Below are 24990 nucleotides of genomic sequence, written 5' to 3'. Positions count from 1 at the left end.
CCCTTGAGGGGGAGATGTCCGGCAGGACAGAGAGGGGGGCGAAGGATCGCGACCTCTCACATTCCCACCAAAGGGTGGCCCCATGACCATCGCCGCTGTTCAATCCAACCCCACCCCCGCCATCCTGCCCGGCAGTGGCGGACTGCGCGGCGCGCTCTCCGACCTCTTCTGGCGCCGGCCGAAATTCCTGCTCACCCTGATGCTCGCCCCGCCGCTTCTGTGGCTCGGCATCGTCTATATCGGCTCGCTCTTCGCGCTGTTGGCACAGAGCTTCTTCTCGATCGACGAGTTCTCCGGCCTCATCAACCGCGAGTTCACGCTGAAGACCTATGGCGATCTGCTGCAAGCCGCCAATCTCGACATCATCCTGCGCACCGTCACGATGGCGGCGCTGGTCACGCTCGCTTCGGCGATCATCGCCTTCCCCATCGCCTATTACGCGGCGCGATACGCGCGCGGCCGCTGGAAGGCGCTGTTCTATCTCGGCGTCATGCTGCCGCTGTGGTCGAGCTACCTGGTCAAGATCTATGCCTGGAAGCTGATCCTCGCCAAGGAAGGCATCCTCACCTGGCTGCTCGCCAAGCTGAACCTGCTCTGGCTGCTCGATGGCTGGCTGTCGCTGCCGATCGTCGGCGGCAACTCGCTGTCGGTCTCCTTCACCGGCACCTTCATCGTCTTCGTCTATGTCTGGCTGCCTTTCATGATCCTCCCCGTGCAGGCCGCGCTCGAGCGCGTGCCCGGCAATCTGGTCGAGGCTTCGTCCGATCTCGGCGCCTCACCCGGCCAGACCTTCCGCAACGTGCTCTTCCCGCTGGCGCTGCCCGGCATCGTCGCCGGCTCGATCTTCACCTTCTCGCTGACCTTGGGCGACTACATCATCCCGCAGATCATAGGCACCTCGCGCCTCTTCATCGGCCAGGCCGTCTATTCGCAGCAGGGCACCGCCGGCAACATCCCGCTCGCGGCAGCCTTCACTGTGGTGCCCATCGTCATCATGGGCTTCTACCTCTGGGGCGCCAAGCGCATGGGGGCTTTCGATGCGCTCTGACCGTGGCCAACGTGCTCCGCTCGGCCTGAAGATCGCCGCCGCCTGCGGCCTGCTCTTCCTGCACCTGCCGATCCTGCTGATCTTCGTCTATGCCTTCACCACCGAAGAGAAGAGCTTCGTCTGGCCGCCGCCAGGGCTCACCACGCAATGGTTCGCCGTCACCTGGAACCGGCCCGACGTCTGGGATGCGCTGTCGCTGTCGGTGCGCGTCGCCGCCATCTCGACGGCCATCGCCTTGGTGCTCGGCACGCTCTGCGCCGCCGCCGTCTCGCAGACGCGCTTCTTCGGCCGCGAGGCCATCTCGCTCTTGGTCATCCTGCCGATCGCGCTGCCCGGCATCATCACCGGCATCGCGCTGCGCTCGGCCTTTTCGCTGGCCGACATCCCGTTCTCGTTCTGGACGATCGTGCTCGGCCACGCCACCTTCTGCGTGGTCGTCGTCTACAACAACGCCGTCGCCCGCTTCCGCCGCACCTCGGGATCGATGATCGAGGCCTCGATGGATCTCGGCGCCGACGGTTTCCAGACGTTTCGGCATGTCGTGCTGCCCAACATTGCGACCGCTCTGCTCGCCGGCGGCATGCTCGCCTTCGCGCTGTCCTTCGACGAGGTCATCGTCACCACCTTCACCGCCGGTCAGCAGCAGACCGTGCCGATCTGGATGCTAGAGGAGCTGATCCGCCCGCGCCAGCGCCCAGTCACCAACGTCGTTGCCATGGTCGTCGTGCTGGTGACCCTGCTGCCGATCCTCTTTGCCTATTACCTGACCCGCGACGGCGACCAGATCGCGGGGAGTGGAAAATGAAAACAGCGAGTAGCGAATAGCGAGTAGCGAATAGGGTTCGGCTGTCGATCTCCCTATTCGCTATTCGCTACTCCCTATTCGCTCCTAATCAGGGAGAAACCTTATGGACACCCAGATGCTGATCGGCTCGAAATTCGAGAAGGGCACCGAAACCGAGGAGCCGATCCTCAATCCAAAGACCGGGGCAACGATCCTCAACCTGCCTGAAGCAAGCCCGGCGCAGATCGAAGCTGCCGTGGCAGCCGCCGAGCGATCCTTCGTCAGTTGGTCGCGCACGACGCCGGCGCAGCGTTCCGACTATCTGCTCAAGATCGCCGATCGCATCGAGGCCGAAGCCAAGGAGTTCGCGGCGCTCGAGGCGCTGAACTGCGGCAAGCCGATCAATGCCGTGCTCAATGACGAGATCCCGGCGATCGTCGACTGCTACCGCTTCTTCGCCGGCGCGGTGCGCTCAATGCCCGGTCAGGTGGCCGGCGAATATATTGCTGGCCACACCTCGATGGTGCGCCGCGACCCTATCGGCATCGTCGCTTCGATCGCGCCCTGGAACTATCCGCTGATGATGATGGCCTGGAAGCTGGCGCCGGCGATCGGCGGCGGCAACACGGTCGTCTTCAAGCCGTCCGAACAGACGCCGCTGACATCGCTGAAGCTGGCGAAGATCCTCGCCGAGATCCTGCCCGAGGGCGTCGTCAATGTCGTGCTCGGCCGCGGCGACAGCGTCGGCAACACGCTGATCAACCATCCGAAGGTCAACATGATCTCGATCACCGGCGACGTCGCCACCGGCAAGAAAGTGCTGCAGGCGGCCGCCCGGTCGGTCAAGCGCACGCATCTTGAGCTCGGCGGCAAGGCGCCAGTCATCGTCTTCGACGACGCCGACCTCGGCGCCGTGGTCAACGGGTTGCGCGCCTTCGGCTATTACAATGCCGGTCAGGACTGCACCGCCGCCTGCCGCATCTATGCCGGCACGAAGATCTACGACAAGCTGGTTGCCGACCTCTCTTCCGCCGTCTCGACCATCAAATACAACCAGCCTGACGACACCGAGAACGAGATCGGCCCGCTGATCTCGCGCCGCCAGCGCGACCGTGTGTCGAGCTTCGTCGAGCGCGCCTCTGAGCTGAAGCACATCGAGATCACCACCGGGGCAAGCCCGGCGAGGGCTCCGGCTTCTACTACCAGCCGACGGTCGTCGCCGGCGCGCTGCAGGAAGACGAGATCGTGCGCCGCGAGGTGTTCGGCCCGGTCGTCTCCATCACCCGCTTCTCGGATGTCGACGAGGCGGTGAACTGGGCGAATGACAGTGACTACGGCCTTGCCTCGTCGGTATGGACCAAGGACGTCGCGCGGGCCATGGCGACCGCCGCCCGCCTGCAATATGGCTGCACCTGGATCAACACCCACTTCATGCTGACCAACGAGATGCCGCATGGCGGCCTGAAACAGTCAGGCTACGGCAAGGACATGTCGCTCTACGCGCTGGAGGATTACACGGCTGTCCGCCACGTCATGGTGGCGCATGGGTAACATGAAAAAGGATGGCGGCTCGCCGCCATCCTTAAAATATTCGCTGCGCCGGTGTCGGCATATCAAGCGCTGCGCTACGCCATGCCCTAAGCCGCCGTCCTGCCCTGCATCTCCGATGCCGCGGGCTTGATGTTCTGGTTGACCCTAAAGATGTTGAACGGGTCGTAGATGCGCTTCACCTGGCTAAGCCGCTCGTAGTTCGCGCCATAGCTCGCCTGCACGCGCGCTTCTCCTTCGTCCTCCATCATGAAATTCACGTAGCCGCCTTCGCCGTTATGGGGATGGATGGTCGCCCAGTAGTTCTTGGCCCATTTGGTGAGATCGGCGGCCTTGGCCGGATCGGGATCGATGGCGGCGATGACCATCGACCAGGTCGCGTCGCGCGCATTCCATGCCGTCTCGTTCTTGCCGACGCGGCGAACGGCGCCGTCGATAGGGTAAAGATGCATGAGCGACAATTCGCTCGGCGCCGCGGCGGCCTGCGCGATATGGGTCGCGATGGCTTCGTCGGGAAGCGACCTGACGAAATCGCCCTTCCAGTACCATTGCAGGCCTTTCGGAAGCAGCGGGTCGAACATTGCCTGCAAGGCCGGGAACGGCATCACACCCATCCAGTTGAAAATCGGCGGCGGCAGATTGTCGAGCAGCGGCGCCATGGCCTTGCGCCCGTCCTCCTCGGCGCCGTTGTAGCAGGAGATGATGGCGCAGGCGCGCTTGCCCCAATATTCGCGCGGGAAGGGATCGGCCGAGGGAACGGTTTTCAGGCCGACAAAGGCGCCGAGATCCTCCGGCGCCTCCGGCAGATAGTCGCGATAGGTCTGCATGACGGCCATGGCATCCTTGGCTTCCCAGAACACCGGGCCGCCGAAGATCATGTTCACGGGATGGGCCTGGAACAGGAAACTGGTCACGACGCCGAAATTGCCGCCGCCGCCGCGGAGCGCCCAGAACAAATCGGGGTTCTCGGCTTTGCTGGCGGTCACCACTTTGCCGTCGGCCAGCACCAGATCGGCCTCGACCAGGTTGTCGATGGTGAGACCGTATCTGCGCGTGAGATAGCCTGTCCCGCCGCCGAGGGTCAGACCGGCAACGCCGGTGGTCGAGACGATGCCGGCCGGAACGGCGAGCCCGAAAGGATGGGTGGCATGGTCCACGTCACCTGAATTGCAGCCCGGCCCGACCCTCACAGTCCGCGTTTTCGGGTCGACATGGACACCCTTCATCATCGACAGGTCAATGACGAGACCGTTGTCGCAGATCCCCAATCCGGCGCCGTTGTGGCCTCCGCCGCGCACGGCGATCAAAAGGTCGTTGTCGCGGGCATATTTCACGGCGGTGATCACGTCGGCGACATCGGCGCAGCGCGCAATCAGCAGCGGGCGCTTTTCGATCATGCCGTTATAGACCTTGCGGGCCTCGTCATAGCCGGCATCGTCGCGCAGGATCACCTCCCCGCGCAGGCTTTCACGCAATTTTGCATGGGCTTCGTCGGTCATCGGTTTGCTCCCTTGATTGCGCCAGCGCCATGGCGCGTCGGCGCGACGCATGTGTTGCTTTGTTTGCTCGCCTCATCGGCGGATGCGTTGGATGGTGCAGGAAGCGCACATTGCACCAATCCGGTCCCCGCCGCTTCGCCCGAAAGGACCAGCGGGGCATGGCCCGGGAGAGCCATGACACGGCAGCCAAAGCGGCTGCCGTGACTGACCGACGGGCCGGTTCCTGATTTGGGCCGATCCGGTGACGTCGAGTGGCCGCCTGCTCGCAGCCACTCTTCCCGCGTGTTCGCTGCTGCCGCTTCGGCCTTCGGCTATTTCGCAACCAACTATTCCACGATCCGGAAGATTTGCCACTGGCTGGTGCCCGACACCACATAGGGCTCCAGCTCCTTGCCCCACTTGGCATGCGCGTCGATCTTGGCGATCTTGGCGAAGAACGCTTCCAGTTGGGCCAGGCTTTCGACCTCGTGATGGGACTCGATCGTCGCTTCGCGTGCGCCGATCGAGCCCGTCATGAGTCGGAATTTCAAATCGGCGAGCCCCACCTGCGAGCCGATCTCGCGCTCCCATTTCCGCATCAGCTCAAGTGCGGTCTGCTTGTGGCCGAACCTGGCGTCGATCTGCCATCTGGCGCTGAACATCTCGGTACTCCCTCACGATTGTGTTGATTGTCCGCGGTCGGCTATTCGTCCCAGGCCTGCACGACGGTTTGCCGCGCGATCAGGCCGTTCTTCAGCTCCAGCATCGCCGCGCAAACCACCTTCGTGCCGTCCGGATAGGCGCAGGCTTGCATGAAGGCGAGGTTGTCGCCCTCGGCGATGGTGGTGTCGACCTTGTGGGTCATCGCCCGGCTGCAGATATCGTCCCAGAAGATGCTGATCGCCGCGCGGCCGCGGATCTCGCGCGGCTTGCTCGGCGGGTTGTTGCGGTCGACCACGCGCACGAGCGCATCGTCGGTGTAGAAGCTCGACAGCAGCTTGCCGTCACGGCCCTCGATTGCCTTCTTGATCGCCGCGCCGTCCACCGTCTTTGTCTTGGTCAGCATCTTGTCTCTCCATGGCCCCGCAGTGCCTTCCCGGCTGCCTGCATGGGGATAATTGATACCTCTTACGGCGTCCCCACCGCTTCGCCCGAAAGCGCCATGGCTCTCATGGCCCGTCCGGGCCAGCATGTCTGGCCGAGAATGCCGCTGCCGCCGCCCGCGACGGCAGGTCGAGCTTGAGCAGTATGTTGGCGACATGGCGCTTGACCGTGTGCTCGCTGAGGTCGAGCTCGGCGGCGATCGCGGCATTGCTCTTGCCGTCGGCGATCAGGCTCACCACCTCGCTCTCGCGAGCCGTCAGCGTTGCCGGTTCGGCCGGCCTGGGCTTGGGACGGCAGGCCGGCTCCAGATGCTGTTCGGCCGTCACCTGCGCCAGCGCCATCGGCTCCTCCAATTCGTCGAGGCTGATGCGGCCGGCATCGGTGAAATGCAGCCCCGAACCCGCGGCGAGGTCGGCGACCAGCCTTGAGCAGAGGATGTGGCCGCGCTCGGCATGGGCGGCGAGCTGCATGGCTACGCGCGCTGTCAGCCCCGTCGGCGGTCCGCGTACTTCGATCTCGCCGACATGCACCCCTTGCGCGCTTGCCACGCCGATTTCCTGGGCCGCCTCGCGCAGCAGCGCCGCGCAGCGCACGGCACGCGCCGGGCCATCGAAGCGCGAGATCATCAGCTCGCCATGCGTGCCGGCGACGCGCCCGCCATGGCGCCCAACCAGCATGCGCCAGTTCTCCTGGAAGCGCAGGCTGCGTTCGCTCCACAAGCGGTCGCCGAGCCGCGCGGTGTCGTAGATGCGTGTCACCAGAAGTGCCGCGAGCACGCGTTCCACAACGGCCACCGCCGGCTCCCCGGTCAGGAATTCCTCGATCAGGTCGGCAACGCGGTCGACGTCGCCGGTCCAGATCGGGTGGTCGCGCCCCGAAATCTCGACCAGGCGGGCGCCGGGGATCTTTCTGGCCAGGAAGCGGCTGGCGTCGGGATCGACTCGAGCGTCGTTGCGGCGATGGATCAGGTAGGTCGGCACGCTGATCGTCCCGAGCATGTCGCGCACGTCTATGCCGGCATTCATGCGGGCAAGCGCCGTAGCGGCCGTCGGGCTGGCCGACAGCCGCTCGAACCGGGCCCACCACTGAGTGAAGTGGGTATCGTCGACTCGGCCCGGCGCGAAATTGGGCAAGGTGGCGCCGGTGCCCCAGGATGTTTCCGCCGTCTCGATGAAGGCTTCCAGCCGTTCCGGCGGCATCACCCATTTGTGGAAATGCGCATAGCCGCCGTAGAGCACCAGCGCCCGCGTCCGCTCCGGATAGGTGGCGGCGAACAGCATCGCCATCGGCGCGCCTTCCGAGGCGCCGAGGATAGCGGCGCGGCCGCTGCCGGTGGCGTCCATCACCGCCCGGACATCGTCCATGCGCGTCTCGAGGCTGGGCAGGTGGTGGGTGTCGACGCGGTCGGAAAGCCCGGTGCCGCGCTTGTCGAACAGGATCAGCCGCGAGAAGGCGGAGAGCCGTTTCAAGAGGCGGCTGTAGCCCTCGTCTTCCCAATGCAGGTCGAGATTGGAGATGAAGCCCGGTACGAAGACGAGATCGAAAGAGCCCTGGCCGATCACCTGATAGGCGATCCGCACATCCCCGCTACGGGCGTATCTGGTCTCGATCGGCCTCACGCGAACTACCCCGCCCGGCCAGACGACTTCCTGTCGCCAACCATAGCAGAGCCGTGCCGATAGCGGCAGCTTAAACTTTAGCGGAAAGGAATATAGCGCCGTCCGATCGCTACATCATTCCTGCGAAGCGGCGATATCGGCCGGAAAGGCTGTGACTCCAAGCTTCCTGTCGGCCTCCGCAGGGGAGATCGGCCGCTTGATCCTGGCCGAGGCCGCGATCACCAGCTCGTCGAAATCCTCAGCGTCGCCGTCGAGCAGCTCGAAAAGCTGCCGCCGCATCCGTGGCTCCCAGAACTTGTTGATGTGCTCCGCCAGCCCGGCAATGCCTTCCTCGCGCGGCTTCGAATGGAAGAAGGTGGCGATCTGGTTGGCCATGCGCACCAGCTTTTCCCTGGTGCTGGCGATGTGGTCTTCGTCATGCGACATGCTTGGCAACTCCGGAAGCCACCCGTTCGGGGTGGGTAAAAATATCGAAATCATCGCCGCGCACCAGCGCCACCAGCGTCATCCCGGCGGTATCCGCCGTGCGGATGGCAAGCGCCGTCGGCGCCGAAACCGCCATGATGATCGAAGCGCCGATGGCGGCCGTCTTCTGCACCATCTCGACCGAGACGCGCGAGGTCACCACGACAGCGCCGCTTGCGCCATCGATGCCGGCTTTGGCCAGCGCGCCGGCGAGCTTGTCCAGCGCATTGTGGCGGCCGACATCCTCGCGCGCCATCACGATGCCCTTGCCGGGAACGTAGAAGCCGGCCGCATGCACCGCGCCGGTCTCCGCGTGCAACGGCTGCTGCTTCGACAGCAGGCGGACGGCGGTTGTTATATCTTCCGCTTGAAGCGTAAGTCGTGACGCACCAACGGCGCCGACCGAGCGCATTGCCTCCTCGATGGATTCGATACCGCACAAGCCGCAGCCGACCGGTCCCGCCAGCCGCCGACGCCTTGCCTGGAAGCGCGTGTTGGCCTGGTCCTTCAGCCTGATCTGGATGTCGATGCCGGCGCCGAGATCCTCGACCTCGATCGACTCGATCTCTTTCGGGTCGGCGATGATGCCTTCGGTCAGCGAGAAACCGAGCGCGAAATCCTCGAAATCGGCGGGGCTCGCCATCATCACCGCATGCGTGGTGCCGGCAAAGGAGAACGCCACCGGCGTCTCTTCCGGCACCATGCGGTTCGCGGCAGCGGTGCCGCCGGCGCGATGCGCGAGCCGCGATATTTGCGTCGTCGCTTTGCGCCGCGCGCCCAAGGACTACTCCGCCGCCGCCAGTGGTGCGATGCGGCGGCTCTGCCGGGCCTGCTCGTTATAGTCCTTCTGCCAGTCGGTCGGCCCGTTGGAGGGCGCCACCTGCACGGCGGTGACCTTGTATTCCGGACAGTTGGTCGCCCAGTCCGAGAAGTCGGTGGTGATCACATTGGCCTGCGTGTCCGGGTGGTGGAAGGTCGTGTAGACGACGCCCGGCGAGACGCGGTCGGTGATCAGCGCGCGCAGCGTCGTTTCGCCGGAGCGGCTCGCCAGCCGTACCCAGTCGCCTTCGCGCACGCCGCGAACCTCGGCGTCATGCGGATGGATCTCCAGCCGGTCCTCCGCATGCCACGCAACGTTCTCGGTGCGCCTGGTCTGCGCGCCGACATTGTACTGCGACAGGATGCGGCCGGTGGTGAGCAGCAGTGGATAGCGCGGACCGGTCCGCTCGTCTGTTGCCACATACTCGGTGCGGATGAACTTGCCCTTGCCGCGCACGAAGCCGTCGACATGCATGATCGGCGTGCCGAGCGGCGCCTTCTCGTTGCAGGGCCACTGCACCGAGCCGACGCGGTCAAGCAGCTCGAATGAGACGCCGGCGAAGCTCGGCGTGGTCTTGGCGATCTCGTCCATGATCTCAGACGGATGGGTATAGTTCCAGTCGAGCCCGATGGCGCGGGCAAGCTCCTGCGTCGCCTCCCAGTCGGCATAGCGCGCCTTCGGCTCGATGACCTTGCGCACCATGTTGATGCGGCGCTCGGCATTGGTGAAGGTGCCGTCCTTCTCGAGGAAGGTCGAACCCGGCAGGAAGACATGCGCGTAGTTGGCCGTCTCGTTGAGGAAGAGGTCGTGCACGACCACGCATTCCATCGCGGCGAGGCCGCCGGCGACATGCTTGGTGTCGGGGTCGGACTGCAGGATGTCCTCGCCCTGGATGTAGATGCCCTTGAACGAGCCGTCGACGGCGGCGTCCAGCATGTTGGGGATGCGCAGGCCCGGCTCGTCGTCCAGCTTTACGCCCCACAGGCTCTCATAGATGTCGCGCACCGCATCGCCCGAGATGTGGCGATAGCCGGGCAGCTCATGCGGAAAGGAGCCCATGTCGCAGGAGCCCTGCACATTGTTCTGGCCGCGCAGCGGGTTCACGCCGACACCCGGACGGCCGATATTGCCGGTCGCCATGGCAAGGTTGGCGATCGCCATCACCGTGGTCGAGCCCTGGCTGTGCTCGGTGACACCGAGGCCGTAATAGATCGCGCCGTTGCCGCCCTTGGCATAGAGCCGCGCGGCACCCCGGATGGCTTCCGGGTCGACACCGGACAGCTTGCCGACCGTCTCCGGGCTGTTTTCCGGGAGCGCAACGAAGGATGCCCAGTCCTGGAACTCGGCCCAGTCGCAGCGCTCGCGCACGAAGGTTTCGTTGTAGAGGCCCTCGGTGACGATGACATGCGCCAGCGCCGTCAGCACCGCCACATTGGTGCCGGGCTTCAGCGGCAGGTGATAGTCGGCCTCGATATGCGCCGATTTCACCATCTCGGTGCGGCGCGGATCGAGCACGATCAGCTTGGCGCCCTGCCGCAGCCGCTTCTTGAGCCGCGAGGCGAACACCGGATGGGCGGAAGCCGGATTGGCGCCGATGATCACGGCGACATCGGTGAATTCGACCGAGTCGAAATCCTGCGTGCCGGCCGAGGTGCCGTAGGTCTGGCCGAGGCCGTAGCCGGTCGGCGAATGGCAGACACGCGCGCAGGTGTCGACATTGTTGTTGCGGAAGCCCTGCCGCACCAGCTTCTGGACGAGGTAGGTCTCCTCGTTGGTGCAGCGCGAGGAGGTGATGCCGCCGATCGCCGTGCGTCCATACTGATACTGGATGCGGCGGAATTCCTTCGCCGTGTGGGCGATCGCCTCTTCCCAGCTCACCTCGCGCCAGGGATCGGTGATCTTCTCGCGGATCATCGGCGACAGGATGCGGTCCTTGTGTGTGGCATAGCCATAGGCGAAACGGCCCTTGACGCAGGAATGGCCGTGGTTCGCCTTGCCGTCCTTGTAGGGCATCATGCGGATGACCTCGTCATCCTTCACTTCGGCCTTGAACGAGCAGCCGACGCCGCAATAGGCGCAGGTGGTGACAGCCGAGCGCTCCGGCATGCCTTTTTCCAGCACCGTCTTCTCGCGCAGCGCGTCGGTCGGGCAGGCCTGCACGCAGGCACCGCAGGAGACGCATTCCGAAGCGATGAAATCCTCATGCATGCCGGCGACCATGCGCGATTCGAAGCCGCGGCCCTCGATGGTCAGCGCGAAGGTACCCTGCACCTCTTCGCAGGCGCGCACGCAGCGCGAGCAGACGATGCACTGCGCCGGGTCATAGGTGAAATAGGGATTGGATTCGTCACGCGCGATATAGTCCACCGCCAGCGAGCCATGGCCGGGCGCCACGCCACCCTCTTCCTTGACGTGGTTGCGGCCTTCGGTGCCGTAACGGTTCTCGGTGAGACCCACCGACTTCGCCACCGCGTCGAACTCGCTGGCGCCGGTTCCCGCCTTCTCGTTCCAGCCCGTCGGATGGTCGGAGACATAGAGTTCCATGACGCCGCGGCGGATGGCGTCGAGCCGGTCCGACTGCGTGCGCACCACCATGCCTTCGCCGACAGGCGTCGTGCAGGAGGCGGGCGTGCCGCCGCGCCCTTCGATCTCGACCAGGCAAACGCGGCAGGAGCCGAAGGAATCCAGCATGTCGGTGGCGCAAAGCTTCGGGATCTCGACCCCGCCTTCCATCGCCGCGCGCATGATCGAGGTACCTTCCGGCACGGTGATGCTTTGCCCGTCGACGGTCAGGGTGACCTGCTTCGTCGCTTTCGACTCCGGCGTTCCGTAGTCGATCTCCTGGATGAGTGTCGGGAAGTCGGCCTTGATGTTCATCTGCCAGCTCCTATTCAGCCGCCACGCGCGCCGGCGCGGGCTTGAAATCCTCAGGGAAATGCGTGATCGAGCTCATCACCGGATAGGGCGTGAAGCCGCCCAGCGCGCAGAGCGATCCGAACTTCATCGTGTTGCAGAGGTCGGTGACCAAAGCGAGGTTCTTCTCCGCTTCGATGCCAGCCGCGACCTTGTCCAGAACCTCCACGCCGCGCGTCGAGCCGATGCGGCAGGGCGTACACTTGCCGCAGCTTTCGATGGCGCAGAATTCCATGGCGAAGCGCGCCTGCTTCAGCATGTCGGCCGTGTCGTCGAAAACGGTGATGCCGGCATGGCCGATCAGGCCGTCGCGCTTGGCGAATTCCTCATAGTCGAACGGCGTGTCGAACAAGGCGCGCGGGAAATAGGCGCCGAGCGGTCCGCCGACCTGCACCGCCTTCACGGGACGCCCGGAAGCCGTGCCGCCTCCGATCTCGTCGACGATTTCGCCGAGCGTCAGGCCGAAGGCCGTCTCGAACAGGCCACCATGCTTGACGTTGCCGGCGATCTGGATCGGGATCGTGCCGCGCGAGCGGCCCATGCCGAAATCCTTGTAGAAGGCGGCGCCCTTCTCCATGATTACAGGCACCGAGGCCAGGCTGATCACGTTGTTGATTACCGTCGGCTTGCCGAACAAGCCCTGGATGGCCGGCACCGGCGGCTTGGCGCGCACCACGCCGCGCTTGCCTTCGAGGCTGTTGAGCAGCGAAGTTTCCTCGCCGCAGACATAGGCGCCGGCGCCGACGCGGATCTCCATGTCGAAGGCGTCGGGCGAGCCCAGCACGTTGAGACCCAGCACGCCCGCCTTACGGGCGATCGCGACGGCCTTGTTCATCGTCGCCACCGCATGCGGATATTCCGAGCGGATATAGACGAAACCCTTGGTCGCGCCGGTGGCGATGCCGGCGATCGCCATGCCTTCGATCAGCACGAAGGGATCGCCTTCCATGATCATGCGGTCGGCGAAAGTGGCGCTGTCGCCTTCGTCGGCATTGCAGACGATGTATTTCTGGTCGCCGGCCGTATCCAGCACCGTCTTCCACTTGATGCCGGTCGGGAAGCCGGCGCCGCCTCGGCCGCGCAGGCCGGATTCCGTCACCTGCTTGACGACATCGGCCGGCGCCATCGCGACGGCGTTCTGCAGGCCGCGCAGGCCGCCCAGCGACTTGTAGGCATCGAGCGACAGCGGGTCGTTGATGCCGCAGCGTGCGAAGGTCAGCCGAGTCTGCTTGGCGAAGAAGGGGATCTTGTCGGGCGCGCCCAGCCAGCGCTTGTGATGGCCGCCGGTGAGAAAGCCGCTGTCGAACAGGCTCTTGACGTCGGACGGCTTGACCGGCCCGTAAGCGACGCGGCCCTTGTCGGTCGCCACTTCGACCATTGGCTCGAGGAAATAGGCGCCGCGCGAACCGTTGCGCACGATCTTGGCCTCGACGCCGCGCTCCTTGAGCTCCTTCTCGATCGCCCTGGCGACCTTTTCGGCGCCGAGCGCCAGCGCGCCGGAATCTGCGGGGATATAGATGCGCGGGATCATGAACGCACCTCCGCGACGATCTCTCCGATCTTCTCGTCATCGAGCCGGCCGATGACTTCGCCGTCGAGCATCGCCGACGGCGAGCAGGCGCAAAGCCCGAGGCAGTAGACCGGCTCCAGTGTAACCGATCCGTCGCGCGTGGTCTCGTGGAAATCGATGCCGAGCAGCTGCTTGACCTTGGCCGCGACCGCATCCGACCCCATCGACTGGCAGGCTTCCGCCTGGCAGAGCTTGAGCACATGCCGTCCGGCGGGCTTGGCGCGGAAATCGTGATAGAAGCTGACCACGCCATGCACTTCGGCGCGGGAAAGGTTCAGCCCGTCAGCGATCACCGGCAGGGCGTCCTTCGGAACGTATCCGAACTCTTCCTGTATGCTGTGCAGGATCGGCAGCAGCGGGCCCTCGAGGCCCTTCATCTCGTCAATGATCGCCGCCGTGCGCGACGCGATCTCGGTACTTGCGGCCTGCATGGTCACGCAGCGCCCTCCCTGGTCGTGGCGGCCAATGTATGTCACCCCAGGATATAGAGCGTTTTCGGGGCAACGACATGCATAGGGCGCAATATCGCTAAGTCCTTACGAAATCAGAGGAAACCTCCGAAATCAATAAAGCGCTCCCGTCGATCGATAGAAATTTTCTATCGAGAAGCAGTGGCTCGCATTCTCTAACCTAGCGATGACGGCGGAAATCGTCTGCCAGCGCCATCGCCTCGTCCAGCAGCGCCTGCACCAGTGGCGTGTGCGGTTCGCGCGGCGCCGCCACCAGACCGACCGTGTGGCTGGCGTCCGGCTCGACGATCGGAATGGCCCGGATCGGCTCCGAAAAGCCGAACGTTTCCGCGAGGTTGAGCGGCATGATCGACGACCATTTGCCTGTACGGATATGCGAGAACAGCACGATCATTGAGTTGGATTCCAGCGTCGGCCTCACCTGCACGCCGGCTTCCGCCAGATGCTGGTCGATGATGCGGCGGTTCTGCATGTCCGGCGTCAGCAGGCAGAGCGGCAGCTGGCTGATCTCGGCCCACGTCACTTTGTCGCGATCGGAATAGGGGTTCCCGATCGCGGTGATGAGTTGGTAGCGCTCGTCATAGAGCGGCACGCTGATGACGCGCCCGAGCGGCTCGTTGTCGAGATAGGTGATGCCGGCATCGACGTCGAAATTGCCGAGCAGTGACAGCACCTCGATCGAGGTCCGCGACAGGATGGAGAAGGTGACGCCCGGATGCTTTTCGCGAAACGGCGTCGTCAGCCGCGCCACCATGGCCAGTGCCGTCGGAACGGCGGCGATGCGGATACGGCCGGCAAGGCCGTGGCGCGCCGCCCGCATCTCCTCGCGCATCGTCCTTGTGTCGCCGACGATGCGACGCGCCCAGCCCAACACCTGCCTGCCTTCGGGCGTCAGCCCCTGGAAGCGGGAGCCGCGCAGCACCAGCATGACGCCGAGCTGCTCCTCGAGCTGCTTGATGCCGGCCGACAAAGTCGGCTGGGTGACGCCGCACACCTCCGCCGCCCGGCCGAAATGCTCCTCCTTGGCCAGCGCCAGGAAGAACTCCAGTTTGTCGATCATGCCATCCGATCCAACGCGGTTTAGCCCAAGGTCGGGGAAATCGCATCGCTTCGCAAGACGCACGCACAATCGAACCTCATCCACATTTTTGAGCCGGCTATCTGTTTTCCCGCGCCGCACATGGCGCTATGTGGGGGTAGGGCGGATTGAGGAGGACGACATGCTGGGCTGGTTTCGCAAGCTGTTGCCGCGCGAGGATCGCTTCTTCGATCTGTTCGAGCGGCATTCGCGCACTGTGGTCGGCGGCGCCGAAGCGCTTCAGCATCTTCTCAGCGGCGAGGATATCGACCGCTGGTGCCAGACAATCGTCGGTCTCGAAAACGAGGCCGACGGCATCACCGCCGAGGTCCTGCTTGCGGTCAGGCGCTCCTTCATCACCCCTTTCGATCGCGGCGACATCAAGGATTTGATCCAGTCGATGGATGACGCCATCGACATGATGCACAAGACTGTCAAGACGGTGAAACTGTTCGAGGTGAAGGAGTTCGACCCGCTGATGCGGGAAATGGGCGGCGTCATCGTCCAGGCTGCCCGGCTCGTCGCGGAGGCGATCCCGCTGCTCGGCAAGGTCGGCGCTAACGCAGCGCGCCTCAACGCCATAGCCGAGGAGGTCATGCGCGTCGAAGGCCGCGCCGACGACCTGCACGAGCAGGGCCTCAAGGATCTGTTCAGACATCACGGCGGCAGCGACCCGATGGCTTACCTGATCGGCTCGGAAATCTATAGCCAGCTGGAAAAGGTTGTCGACCGCTTCGAGGACGTCGCCAACGAGATCAGCGGCATCGTGATCGAGAACGTGTAGGCGATGGACGCCACGATCGCTTTTCCGCTGCTGATCGGCCTCGTCGCCGTGGCCCTGTTCTTCGATTTCCTCAACGGCCTGCACGATGCCGCGAATTCGATCGCGACCATCGTCTCCACCCGGGTGCTCAGGCCGCATTACGCGGTGTTCTGGGCGGCTTTCTTCAATTTCATCGCCTTCATGTTCTTCGGCCTGCATGTCGCCGAGACAGTGGGAAAAGGCATTGTCGACGCCAGCATCGTCACGCCGGCGGTGATCTTCTCGGCACTTGTCGGCGCCATCGTCTGGAACATCGTCACCTGGGTCGCCGGCATTCCGTCGAGCAGCTCGCACGCCCTGATCGGCGGGCTGGTCGGCGCCGGCGTCGCCAAGGCCGGGACCGGCGCCATCGTCTGGTCGGGGCTCGGCAAGACGGTCGCGGCGATCGTGCTCTCGCCGGCGACCGGATTCGTGCTGGCGCTCGTCCTGGTTCTCGTCGTCTCCTGGCTGTCCGTGCGCCAGACGCCATTCGCCGTCGACAACACGTTTCGCGTGCTGCAGTTCTTTTCCGCCTCGCTCTATTCGCTGGGACATGGCGGCAACGACGCGCAGAAGACCATGGGCATCATCGCCGTGCTGCTCTATTCGCAAGGCATGCTCGGCCAGAGCTTCTACGTGCCGCTGTGGGTGGTCCTCACCTGTCAGTCGGCGCTGGCTCTGGGCACGCTGCTCGGCGGCTGGCGCATCGTGCACACGATGGGATCGAAGATCACGCGGCTGAACCCAATGCAGGGTTTTTGCGCCGAGACCGGTGGCGCCATCACGCTTTTCGCCGCCACCTGGCTCGGTGTTCCGGTCTCCACCACCCACACCATCACCGGCGCCATTATCGGCGTGGGCGCCGCCCGTCGCGTCTCCGCCGTGCGCTGGGGCATTGCCGGCAACATCGTCGTCGCCTGGGTGATCACCTTGCCGGCGACGGCCGCGATCTCGGCGTTGACCTATCTCGCGACGCGACTGGCCGCATGATGCGGCCGGAACACGGCCGCCTCACTATTCGCCAACGAGGTTCAGGATATTGCCATCAGGATCCCTGAACCAGGCGACCTTCATGCCGTAGCCGATATGGACGTCGCCCTCCAGCGTCAGCCCGGGCATATCGTAATGCTCGAAGCTGACGCCTTTCGCCCGCAACGACTTGACGATCGCGCCGATCTGGTCGCCGACTGCCCAGGTTACCGCCGTCGCCTTATTGGTGCCGGCGAATTGCGAATGGTAGACGTTGATGAGCGTGTCGCCGCTTTTATAGACGACGAGTTCGCCGCCCATGTCGTCGACCTGTTTGAGGCCGAGCATTCCCTCGTAGAACGCCTTGGCCTTTTCCAGGTCCTTCACCGCGAGATTGGCTGTCGCATTGCTGTTTTCGAGCATGGATTTCTCCTTTCTCTGTCGGCTGCTCCGTTTTGGCCGCCGTGCCGGAAACCCGGAAGATAGGGTTGCGCCGTCTTCCGGCGACTGCAGCTCGTGCAGTCGGATGCATCTGTCTGGAAGACGAAAGCCGCCTGCGAAACCCGACAGGCGCGTGCAAGTTTTTTGAAGGCATGTCGCCGCACATGTCGTTCCGAAGCTTGGTTCTCGCCCGGAACTGCATTATCTGACCCGGCAAACGCTCGGGAAAAAGCTCATGCCCATTACCAAGGAATCCGTCATCGAGCGCCTGAAGACGGTGAACGGGCCGGACTTCACCGGCAACATCGTCGATCTCGGCATGGTCTCGGAGATATTCATCGCCGATTCCAAGGTGTTCTTCTCGATCACCGTTCCCGCCGCGCGCGCCCAGGAACTGGAGCCGCTGCGCGCCGCGGCCGAGCGCGCGGTGAAGGCCATCCCTGGCGTCGCCAGCGCCGTCGTCGCGCTGACGGCCGAGAAGAAGGGCGGCGGCATGGAAGCGCCGGTTCCGGCGCGCCCGGCAGCGCCGAGGCCCGCAGCCCCGCAGCCGTCACAGCGTCCCGCGCCACAGGCGCCGGCCTCGCATAGTCACGGCCGGCGAGGCGTGCCCGGCATCGACGCCATCATCGCGGTCGCCTCCGGCAAGGGCGGCGTCGGCAAATCAACCACCGCGGTCAACCTGGCGCTCGGCCTCGCCGCCAATGGGCTGAAGGTCGGCGTGCTCGACGCCGATATCTATGGCCCGTCGATGCCGCGGCTGCTCAACATCCACGGCCGGCCGCAGACGGTCGACGGCAAGATCTTGAAGCCGATGCAGAATTACGGCCTGAAGGTGATGTCGATGGGCTTCCTCGTCGATGAGGAGACGCCGATGATCTGGCGCGGCCCGATGGTGATGTCGGCGCTGACGCAGATGCTGCGCGAGGTTGAATGGGGTCCGCTCGACGTGCTGGTGGTCGATATGCCGCCCGGCACCGGCGACGCCCAGCTCACCATGGCGCAGCAGGTGCCGCTTGCCGGCGCCGTCATCGTCTCGACGCCGCAGGACCTGGCGCTGATCGACGCCCGCAAGGGCCTCAACATGTTCAAGAAGGTCGACGTGCCGCTGCTCGGCATCGTCGAGAACATGAGCTACTTCCTCGCGCCCGACACCGGCAAGCGCTACGACATCTTCGGCCATGGCGGCGCGCGGCGCGAGGCCGAGCGCCTCGGCGTCACCTTCCTTGGCGAGGTGCCGCTGGAAATGGGCATCCGCGAAAGCTCGGACGCCGGCGCCCCGGTCGTCGCCTCCAAGCCCGAGGGCGCCGAGGCGAAAATCTATCGCGACATCGCCTCGAAGGTCTGGGGCCGGGTCCAGGAGGAGCGCGGCGCGGCCGAAGCCGCCGTGCCGAGCATCGTGTTCGAATAGTCCTGCTCGGTTGGCGCTAGGCGCCGACCTTCTCGCCGAACGTCGAGAAGAATTGCCCCGCGAGCTTCTTCGATGTCGACTGGATCAGCCGGCTGCCGAGCTGCGCGATCTTGCCGCCGACCTCGGCCTTGGCGGCGTATTTGAGCACCGTCGCATCCGGCCCGTCCTCGGTCAGCGTCACGTCGGCGCCGCCCTTGGCGAAACCGGCAATGCCACCCTTGCCTTCGCCCTGGATGGTGTAGGAATGCGGCGGCTTGAGGTTCTTCAGCGTCACTTCGCCGTTGAAGGTCGCCTTGATCGGCCCGATCTTCAGCACCACAGTCGCCGCCATCTCGGTGTCCGAATTCTTCTCGAGGCTCTGGCAGCCCGGAATGGCTTCTTTCAGGATCTCCGGGTCGTTGAGGGCTTCCCACACTTTTTTGACGGGTGCGGCGATCCGCTCCTCGCCTTCGATCACCAAAGCCATCAAACCCTCCCTGATTGCTGTTATCGATTGGTCGTAGCGCGCGGCCTCTAACAAGTCTATCGCACCAAAGTCCGGGTCCCGGCTGCGTCTGCCTCTTGCTTGCGCTCGCGCGTTGTCCTATCGATTTGTCATACAAATACGGAGACCACCATGGCAGGCGCCCCCACCAGGAAGAAGAAATTTCGCTCGCAGGAGTGGTTCGACAACCCCGACAATCCAGGCATGACGGCGCTCTATCTCGAGCGTTATCTGAACTATGGCCTGACGCGCGCCGAGCTGATGTCGGGCAAGCCGCTGATCGGCATCGCGCAGACCGGTTCTGATCTTTCGCCCTGCAACCGCCACCACCTCGAGCTTGCCAAGCGCGTGCGCGAAGGCATCGTCTCGATGGGCGGCATCCCCTTCGAGTTCCCGTGCCATCCGATCCAGGAGACCGGCAAGCGCCCCACCGCCGCGCTTGACCGCAACCTTGCCTATCTCAGCCTCGTCGAGGTGCTCTACGGCTATCCGCTCGACGGCGTCGTGCTCACCATCGGCTGCGACAAGACCACGCCCGCGTTGCTGATGGCGGCGGCCACCGTGAACATTCCGGCGATAGCGCTGTCGGTCGGTCCGATGCTCAATGGCTGGCACAAGGGCAAGCGCACCGGCTCCGGCACCATCGTCTGGGAATCGCGCCAGCGCCTATCTGCCGGCGAGATCAACTATGACGAGTTCATGGATATCGTCGCTTCCTCGGCGCCGTCGACCGGCTATTGCAATACCATGGGCACCGCCACCACGATGAACTCGCTGGCCGAGGCGCTCGGCATGCAGCTCCCCGGTTCGGCCGCCATTCCGGCGCCCTATCGCGAGCGCGGCCAGATCGCCTACGAGACCGGCAAGCGCATCGTCGACATGGTGCATGAGGACCTGAAGCCGTCCGACATCATGACGCGCCAGGCCTTCGAGAATGCCATTGTCGTCAACTCGGCCATCGGCGGCTCCACCAATGCGCCGATCCACCTCAACGCCATCGCCCGCCATCTCGGCGTGCCGCTCGACAATGACGACTGGCAGAAGATCGGCCTCAACGTCCCGCTGCTCGTCAACCTGCAGCCGACCGGCGAATATCTTGGCGAGGACTATCACCATGCCGGCGGCGTGCCGGCGGTCGTCGCCGAACTGATGAAGGGCGGCCTGCTGCCGCATCCCGATGCGATCACCGCCAACGGCAAGTCGATGGGCGACAATTGCCGGGATGCCGTCAACGAGAACCACGAGGTCATCCGCGGCGCCGACCAGCCGCTCAAGGCCAATGCCGGCTTCATCAATCTCAAGGGCAACCTGTTCGATTCCGCCATCATGAAGACCAGCGGCATCTCGCCCGAGTTCCGTGAGCGTTATCTCTCCAACCCGAACGACCCCGAGGCCTTCGAGGGCAACGCCATGGTCTTCGACGGGCCGGAGGACTACCACGCCCGCATCGATGATCCGGCGCAGGGCATCGACGAGCACACGATCCTGTTCATGCGCGGCGCCGGTCCGGTCGGCTATCCGGGCGGCGCCGAGGTGGTCAACATGCAGCCGCCGGCCCACCTCATCAAGAAGGGCATCCATTCGCTGGCCTGCATCGGCGATGGTCGCCAGTCCGGCACCTCCGGCTCGCCGTCGATCCTCAACGCCTCACCGGAAGCCGCGATCGGCGGCGGCCTCGCACTGCTCAAGACCGGCGACCGCGTCCGCATCGACCTGAAGAAGGGCACGGCCAACATTCTCGTCAGCGACGAGGAGATCGCCAAGCGGCGCGCTGCGCTGGAAGGCAATGGCGGCTATCACTATCCCAAGCACCAGACGCCGTGGCAGGAGATCCAGCGCGGCATGGTCGACCAGTTCTCGGCCGGCATGGTGCTGAAGCCGGCGGTGAAGTACCAGGACGTCGCCCACACCAGCGGCGTGCCGCGCGACAATCACTGATCTTGTAGTCGACCAAATCACGAGGACGCTCGCCGACGGCGGGCCGTCCTTTTTCGTGCCCTTGTCTCAGCCACGCTCAGCCCACAGATATGGTCGATCTCGGCAGGCCGTGAAGGGGAGAGATCATCGTGGCAAAACGGCGTTCTTCCCTCGGCTTCCTCGGCATGTTCGGCCGCTCGGGCGACCTGCGGCAGTTGGATGAGGCGTTGCGCAAGGCCGACCTGCATCCTGCCCTGGTTCCCGAAGGCGTAAAACTCACCATCGTCAATCTGATGAACGACCGCTGGCCGGACGAGCCGCCGGCCGACGCGTATAGCTCGGTGGCGCAGCTCTGCGGCTATTGCGTCGCCGGGCCGGACGTGTTCGAGCAGGCCAATGGTCGTGAGCCGACCTTGGCGGTCGAGCGCCGCATCGAGGCGGCGCTCGAGGCCGGCGACAGTTTCGATGCGCAGATCGTGCTGATGACGCTGCACGCCAAGCTGATCAACCCAGAAGTGGTTCAGCGATACGAGCTGAGCGCCGAGTAGGATGCGTTGAGATTCAGGTCAGGCCGAGTCGAAAACGGGATCTTTCGAGAACCGGAGCGCAGCGTACTCAAAGTATGTGAGCACCGGAAGCGCAGGAGACGGCCATTTGCAGGCCGGCCTCACCTGAATATCAATGTCTCCTAGCCGCCCATGCCGCTGCGCGGCAGCTTGATCATCTCGCCGAAGCGGGCGCGCAATTTGTCATCGAGAATGCGCGAGACGTGGCGCGGGAAACGCTCCGCAAGCACGCGTTTCTTCTCCGCGATTGCCCGCGACAGGATGTCGGGCCGGCCCTTTTCGTTCCATTCCTTGGGCGAGAAACGGTCGCCGACGGCAGGATAGAAATACTCGGTCTGCATCAGCTTCAGCGTCTGGTCGTTGCCGAGATAATGCCCGGGGCCCTTGAGGCAAACCTCGGCGATGGTGTCGATCGACAGCGCGTCGTCGGTCACCTCGATGCCGCGCACGCAGCGCAGGCAATGTCCCAGCATGTCGTTGTCGATGATCAGGCTTTCGAGGCAGAAGCCGAGCAAAGAGGCATGCATGCCGGCCGATTCATAGACCAGGTTCAGGCCGGATAGCCCCGCCATGACATTGGTGATGCCCTTCTCGTAACCGGCCTGGATATCAGGCAGCTTGGAGTCCGACATGCCGGCGGCCGAGCCGCCGGGCAGATCGTAATATTGCGCCATCTGCGCGCAGGCAGCGGTCAGCACCGCCTGCTCGGCCGAGCCGCCGGACATGGCGCCGGTCCTGAGGTCGGAGACGAACGGCCAGGTGCCGAAGATCGCCGGATGTCCGGGCTTGATCGCATTGACATAGACCAGGCCCATCAGCACTTCCGCCACCGCCTGGACAACGGCGCCGGCGATCGCGGCGGGTGCCGTGGCGCCGGCCTGGCCGGCCGACAGAAGCAGGATCGGAATGCCGCCTTCGACGCAGGCTTCGAGCACGCCGCAGGCGTCCTCGGCGAACTTCATCGGCGGCACGACGAAGCAGTTCGAGTTGGACACGAAAGGCCGCGCCCGGAAATTCTCCTCGCCGCCGGCGATCGCATAGAGCATCTCCAGCGCCGGCTTGACGTTCTCGCGCACGGTGAACGAGGTGCCGACATGCTTGGACGTCCCCATCACGCAGGCATAGAGCGTGTTGAAATCCATATCGAGCGGGTCGGGAATATCGCGTGGCACCATCGTGCGCTGGAAGAAATGGATGTTGTCCAGCCCGTCGACGAGGCGCGCGGCGTCGTAAAGATCCTGCAGCAGCGATTCGCGATATTCGCGCTTCTCGACATCGACCAGATGCACCGCCGCGCCCGCCGTGCCGTAATGCACGCGTTTGCCCTGGATCAGCATGTCGTGCTTCGGATCCTGGCCGTAGAGGGTGAAGTTGCGCGCCGCCCTTTTGATCGTGTCCAGCACCAGCGCGCGCGGCAGGCGGATGCGGCCATCGTCGCCATAAATGCCGCCAACCCTGGTCAGCGCTTCGATGCAGGACGGGATGGCATTGGCGAACCCGACCGTCTCCAGCAGCGTCAGCACCGCTTCGTGGATGCGTTCCTGGTCGTTCCGGCTCAACGGCCCGTAGCTGCCGCCTTCAAGCCCCGGCCGCACCGGGCGGATGTCGTCGGCCAAGGGCGCCGCCCGCATCGCGCGGCGCGCTTCGCGCCCGCCGGAACGTCGCGAACGCCGGTCCGACGACGCTTCCTGCTTCTCGAGAGCCACTGACATGGAAGCACTCCACCTTTTGTCTTTATTGCGACGCGGTCCGCGGCGGTTGGTCCACCATCGGCCTGCCTCGTCCCCTTATTGCCCCGACTATGCCGCCGGCATTGGTACAGCCTATGAGCCAAGCAATCCCGTCGAATATGCCAGAGTGCTAAAGCGGCTAGCATGCGCCCAAGCAAAAAGAGCCGGCGGCTGCCGGCTCTTTTTGGAAAGTCCGTGGGGATCAGGCCGCCGCGGGCCTGCGCCCGGCAGCGGTGGCGAGCTCGCGGATGCCGGGCTCGATATGCTGCAGGGAAATCGAGGAGATACCCAAGCGCATGAAACGAGAGGGCTTTTCGCTGCGGTCGAAGAACCGGTCGCCGGGCTCGATGATGACGCTGCGCGAAGCGGCGGCTTCGGCCAAGCCGCGCGAATCGGTGCCGCGCGGCCCTTCCAGCCAGAGCGATGTGCCGCCAGCCGAGTCGGTCGAACGCCATTCTGGCAGGAAAGCGGAAATCGCATGGACCAGCCGCTTGCGCCGCTCGTCGAAGGCGGCGGAGAGCCTGCGCACCAGCGCCTCGTGATGGCCGAGCGACAGGAACAGCGCGACAGCGCGCTGGTTGTTCGCCGGCGGGTGCCTGAGCATGAAGCGGCGCAGCGCGCGAAGCTCGGCGATCAGCCCAGCCGAGGCCACGATGTAGCCAAGCCTGAGGCCTGGAGCCAGCGTCTTCGACATCGAGCCGACATAGATGACGCGGCCCGAGCGGTCGAGGCTCTTCAGCGCCTGCTGCGGCGCCTCGTCGAGCAGCTGGCTGTCATAGCCGTCCTCGATGATGATCTGGTTGTTGCGGTTGGCGCGCGCCAGAAGGTCCTGCCGGCGTTCCGCCGACAACGGCACCATGGTCGGGCAGTGGTGGCTCGGCGTGACGAAGACGAAGCCGGAATCGCTGGGAATCGACGAGGTGACGATGCCCGACTGGTCGACCGGAACCGGCTGGATATCGGCGCCGGCCAGCCGGAAGATCGAGCGGGCGTCGGGATAGCCTGGATCCTCCATCGCCACCTTCGAACCCTTGGTCATCAAGAGCGAGGCCAGCATATAGAGCGCGTTCTGCGCCCCCAGCGTCACGATGATCTCGTCCGGGTTGGCAAAGATGCCGCGGCGCGGCAGGAGCCTGGCCTGGATCTGCTCGATCAGCAGCGGATCGTCGCGGTCCACCATGTCGGATGCCCAGTTGCGGATCTCCAGCACGGCCAGCGCCATGCGGTTGCACTCGCGCCATTCGGCGGTCGGGAACAGCGCCGGATCGAACTGGCCGTAGACGAACGGATAGGAGGACTTGATCCAGTTGTCGTGCTTGGCGGGCGGCGGCATGTCGCTTGCGGCGATCTGCCGGCGCGCCTTCCAGTCGATCTCATTCTGCTGGTCGGGCGCCTTTTGGTGCGGCTTGGCGGGAGTGGCCAGCACGTCAGGGTTGACGAAATGGCCGCGCCGCTCGCGCGCCACCAGGAAGCCCTGGTCGACCAGCTGCTGGAAGGCGAGCACCACGGTGCCGCGGGCAACCCCAAGTTTTTCCGCGAGAATCCGGCAAGACGGCAGAGGCATCGAAGCGGCGATCTGTCGGTCGAGAATGGCCGCGACGATCGCCTGGCGTATCTGCGCCTGGAGGGTTTGGCCGGATTCGGCCGAAATCCGGAACAGGCCGGACCATATGGCCGTGTCATTGCGCTGTGGCATGGGAAATCATCCTCGGATGGCCAGCTGTTTTCACTTGGCTGGACCAGTGGAGTGTATGGGTGGCATAAGGGGTTGCGCCA

General features: G+C 64.7%; 21 protein-coding genes and 1 pseudogene. 8 read left to right on the top strand and 14 right to left on the bottom strand.

Annotation, left to right across the window (positions count from 1 at the left end; genetic code table 11):
• The first annotated feature begins 82 nt into the window (after window positions 1-82).
• The 3 genes and pseudogenes from EJ069_RS21165 (at window position 83) to EJ069_RS21155 (ending at window position 3383) form a co-directional block, all read left to right on the top strand.
• A complete protein-coding gene (locus EJ069_RS21165) occupies window positions 83-1048 on the top strand; it encodes an ABC transporter permease (RefSeq protein ID WP_126062954.1) in 966 nt (321 codons plus the stop codon).
• Window positions 1038-1853, top strand: coding sequence for an ABC transporter permease (locus tag EJ069_RS21160; RefSeq protein ID WP_126062953.1), 816 nt, complete (start codon window positions 1038-1040; stop codon window positions 1851-1853). Before EJ069_RS21165 ends, EJ069_RS21160 begins: the two co-directional genes overlap by 11 nt.
• Window positions 1854-1956: 103 nt before the next feature.
• A pseudogene (locus EJ069_RS21155) lies at window positions 1957-3383 on the top strand (gamma-aminobutyraldehyde dehydrogenase).
• A gap of 86 nt (window positions 3384-3469) precedes the next feature.
• Here the strand turns inward: EJ069_RS21155 and EJ069_RS21150 are convergent.
• The 10 genes from EJ069_RS21150 to EJ069_RS21105 form a co-directional block, all read right to left on the bottom strand.
• Window positions 3470-4879 (bottom strand): FAD-binding oxidoreductase, encoded by a 1410-nt coding sequence (locus EJ069_RS21150; RefSeq protein ID WP_126062952.1) that lies wholly within the window; start codon window positions 4877-4879, stop codon window positions 3470-3472.
• Window positions 4880-5205: 326 nt separating this feature from the next.
• Entirely contained in the window at window positions 5206-5520 is a 315-nt protein-coding gene (locus EJ069_RS21145) for a hypothetical protein (protein ID WP_126062951.1), read from the bottom strand.
• Between the two features lie 41 nt (window positions 5521-5561).
• Window positions 5562-5924, bottom strand: coding sequence for a nuclear transport factor 2 family protein (locus EJ069_RS21140; RefSeq protein WP_042645780.1), 363 nt, complete (start codon window positions 5922-5924; stop codon window positions 5562-5564).
• Window positions 5925-6027: 103 nt separating this feature from the next.
• Complete coding sequence (locus tag EJ069_RS21135) at window positions 6028-7581, bottom strand: alpha/beta fold hydrolase (RefSeq protein ID WP_126062950.1); 1554 nt, start codon at window positions 7579-7581, stop codon at window positions 6028-6030.
• A 114-nt stretch (window positions 7582-7695) separates the two neighbouring features.
• Entirely contained in the window at window positions 7696-8007 is a 312-nt protein-coding gene (locus EJ069_RS21130; RefSeq protein WP_126062949.1) for a formate dehydrogenase subunit delta, read from the bottom strand.
• Complete coding sequence (gene fdhD, locus EJ069_RS21125; protein WP_126062948.1) at window positions 7997-8827, bottom strand: formate dehydrogenase accessory sulfurtransferase FdhD; 831 nt, start codon at window positions 8825-8827, stop codon at window positions 7997-7999. The genes EJ069_RS21130 and fdhD overlap by 11 nt, the downstream gene beginning before the upstream one ends.
• A gap of 3 nt (window positions 8828-8830) precedes the next feature.
• Window positions 8831-11743, bottom strand: a complete 2913-nt coding sequence (gene fdhF / locus EJ069_RS21120; RefSeq protein WP_126062947.1) for a formate dehydrogenase subunit alpha — start codon at window positions 11741-11743, stop codon at window positions 8831-8833.
• A 10-nt stretch (window positions 11744-11753) separates the two neighbouring features.
• Window positions 11754-13310 (bottom strand): NADH-quinone oxidoreductase subunit NuoF, encoded by a 1557-nt coding sequence (locus tag EJ069_RS21115; protein ID WP_126062946.1) that lies wholly within the window; start codon window positions 13308-13310, stop codon window positions 11754-11756.
• Window positions 13307-13786, bottom strand: a complete 480-nt coding sequence (locus EJ069_RS21110; protein ID WP_126062945.1) for a formate dehydrogenase subunit gamma — start codon at window positions 13784-13786, stop codon at window positions 13307-13309. Before EJ069_RS21110 ends, EJ069_RS21115 begins: the two co-directional genes overlap by 4 nt.
• Window positions 13787-13979: 193 nt before the next feature.
• Window positions 13980-14879, bottom strand: a complete 900-nt coding sequence (locus tag EJ069_RS21105) for a LysR family transcriptional regulator (RefSeq protein WP_126062944.1) — start codon at window positions 14877-14879, stop codon at window positions 13980-13982.
• A 160-nt stretch (window positions 14880-15039) separates the two neighbouring features.
• On the opposite strand from EJ069_RS21105, the gene EJ069_RS21100 reads away from it, so the two are divergent.
• Together EJ069_RS21100 and EJ069_RS21095 are read left to right on the top strand one after the other, a co-directional pair.
• Window positions 15040-15681 (top strand): DUF47 domain-containing protein, encoded by a 642-nt coding sequence (locus EJ069_RS21100; protein WP_126062943.1) that lies wholly within the window; start codon window positions 15040-15042, stop codon window positions 15679-15681.
• A gap of 3 nt (window positions 15682-15684) precedes the next feature.
• A complete protein-coding gene (locus tag EJ069_RS21095; RefSeq protein ID WP_126062942.1) occupies window positions 15685-16689 on the top strand; it encodes an inorganic phosphate transporter in 1005 nt (334 codons plus the stop codon).
• A gap of 24 nt (window positions 16690-16713) precedes the next feature.
• On the opposite strand, the gene EJ069_RS21090 is transcribed toward EJ069_RS21095, so the two are convergent.
• The gene (locus tag EJ069_RS21090; RefSeq protein ID WP_126062941.1) at window positions 16714-17091 is read right to left on the bottom strand and encodes a VOC family protein; all 378 of its coding nucleotides are present in this window, start codon (window positions 17089-17091) and stop codon (window positions 16714-16716) included.
• 253 nt (window positions 17092-17344) lie between these two features.
• Between EJ069_RS21090 and EJ069_RS21085 the strand changes: the two genes are divergently transcribed.
• Window positions 17345-18517 (top strand): Mrp/NBP35 family ATP-binding protein, encoded by a 1173-nt coding sequence (locus tag EJ069_RS21085; RefSeq protein ID WP_126062940.1) that lies wholly within the window; start codon window positions 17345-17347, stop codon window positions 18515-18517.
• 16 nt (window positions 18518-18533) lie between these two features.
• Here EJ069_RS21085 and EJ069_RS21080 read toward each other — a convergent pair whose 3' ends face one another.
• The gene (locus tag EJ069_RS21080) at window positions 18534-18983 is read right to left on the bottom strand and encodes a carbon monoxide dehydrogenase subunit G (RefSeq protein WP_042647051.1); all 450 of its coding nucleotides are present in this window, start codon (window positions 18981-18983) and stop codon (window positions 18534-18536) included.
• A 150-nt stretch (window positions 18984-19133) separates the two neighbouring features.
• Here EJ069_RS21080 and EJ069_RS21075 point away from each other — a divergent pair, with 150 nt between their 5' ends.
• Window positions 19134-20939 carry an IlvD/Edd family dehydratase gene (locus EJ069_RS21075; RefSeq protein WP_126062939.1) on the top strand — a complete coding sequence of 602 codons (1806 nt, stop codon included), beginning with the start codon at window positions 19134-19136 and terminating at the stop codon, window positions 20937-20939.
• 128 nt (window positions 20940-21067) lie between these two features.
• Window positions 21068-21466, top strand: a complete 399-nt coding sequence (locus EJ069_RS21070) for a hypothetical protein (RefSeq protein ID WP_126062938.1) — start codon at window positions 21068-21070, stop codon at window positions 21464-21466.
• Window positions 21467-21606: 140 nt separating this feature from the next.
• Here the strand turns inward: EJ069_RS21070 and EJ069_RS21065 are convergent, their stop codons facing one another.
• Both EJ069_RS21065 and EJ069_RS21060 read right to left on the bottom strand, forming a co-directional pair.
• Window positions 21607-23196: a trimethylamine methyltransferase family protein gene (locus EJ069_RS21065; RefSeq protein ID WP_126062937.1), complete on the bottom strand. Its 1590-nt coding sequence runs from the start codon at window positions 23194-23196 to the stop codon at window positions 21607-21609.
• Between the two features lie 220 nt (window positions 23197-23416).
• On the bottom strand, window positions 23417-24910 hold the full coding sequence (locus EJ069_RS21060) for a PLP-dependent aminotransferase family protein (RefSeq protein ID WP_040986066.1): 1494 nt from the start codon (window positions 24908-24910) through the stop codon (window positions 23417-23419).
• Between the last annotated feature and the right edge of the window lie 80 nt (window positions 24911-24990).

Origin of the sequence: Mesorhizobium sp. M2A.F.Ca.ET.043.05.1.1, assembly GCF_003952445.1 — a bacterium.
Lineage (GTDB): Bacteria > Pseudomonadota > Alphaproteobacteria > Rhizobiales > Rhizobiaceae > Mesorhizobium.
Note: the sequence above shows the minus strand (reverse complement) of the source record. Positions and strands in the feature narration are given on the sequence as shown.

Coding starts and splice junctions, on each gene's coding strand:
- EJ069_RS21165 (WP_126062954.1), top strand. CDS start 83: ATGACCATCGCCGCTGTTCAATCCAACCCCACCCCCGCCATCCTGCCC.
- EJ069_RS21160 (WP_126062953.1), top strand. CDS start 1,038: ATGCGCTCTGACCGTGGCCAACGTGCTCCGCTCGGCCTGAAGATCGCC.
- EJ069_RS21150 (WP_126062952.1), bottom strand. CDS start 4,879: ATGACCGACGAAGCCCATGCAAAATTGCGTGAAAGCCTGCGCGGGGAG.
- EJ069_RS21145 (WP_126062951.1), bottom strand. CDS start 5,520: ATGTTCAGCGCCAGATGGCAGATCGACGCCAGGTTCGGCCACAAGCAG.
- EJ069_RS21140 (WP_042645780.1), bottom strand. CDS start 5,924: ATGCTGACCAAGACAAAGACGGTGGACGGCGCGGCGATCAAGAAGGCA.
- EJ069_RS21130 (WP_126062949.1), bottom strand. CDS start 8,007: ATGTCGCATGACGAAGACCACATCGCCAGCACCAGGGAAAAGCTGGTG.
- fdhF (WP_126062947.1), bottom strand. CDS start 11,743: ATGAACATCAAGGCCGACTTCCCGACACTCATCCAGGAGATCGACTAC.
- EJ069_RS21115 (WP_126062946.1), bottom strand. CDS start 13,310: ATGATCCCGCGCATCTATATCCCCGCAGATTCCGGCGCGCTGGCGCTC.
- EJ069_RS21105 (WP_126062944.1), bottom strand. CDS start 14,879: ATGATCGACAAACTGGAGTTCTTCCTGGCGCTGGCCAAGGAGGAGCAT.
- EJ069_RS21100 (WP_126062943.1), top strand. CDS start 15,040: ATGCTGGGCTGGTTTCGCAAGCTGTTGCCGCGCGAGGATCGCTTCTTC.
- EJ069_RS21095 (WP_126062942.1), top strand. CDS start 15,685: ATGGACGCCACGATCGCTTTTCCGCTGCTGATCGGCCTCGTCGCCGTG.
- EJ069_RS21090 (WP_126062941.1), bottom strand. CDS start 17,091: ATGCTCGAAAACAGCAATGCGACAGCCAATCTCGCGGTGAAGGACCTG.
- EJ069_RS21085 (WP_126062940.1), top strand. CDS start 17,345: ATGCCCATTACCAAGGAATCCGTCATCGAGCGCCTGAAGACGGTGAAC.
- EJ069_RS21080 (WP_042647051.1), bottom strand. CDS start 18,983: ATGGCTTTGGTGATCGAAGGCGAGGAGCGGATCGCCGCACCCGTCAAA.
- EJ069_RS21075 (WP_126062939.1), top strand. CDS start 19,134: ATGGCAGGCGCCCCCACCAGGAAGAAGAAATTTCGCTCGCAGGAGTGG.
- EJ069_RS21065 (WP_126062937.1), bottom strand. CDS start 23,196: ATGTCAGTGGCTCTCGAGAAGCAGGAAGCGTCGTCGGACCGGCGTTCG.
- EJ069_RS21060 (WP_040986066.1), bottom strand. CDS start 24,910: ATGCCACAGCGCAATGACACGGCCATATGGTCCGGCCTGTTCCGGATT.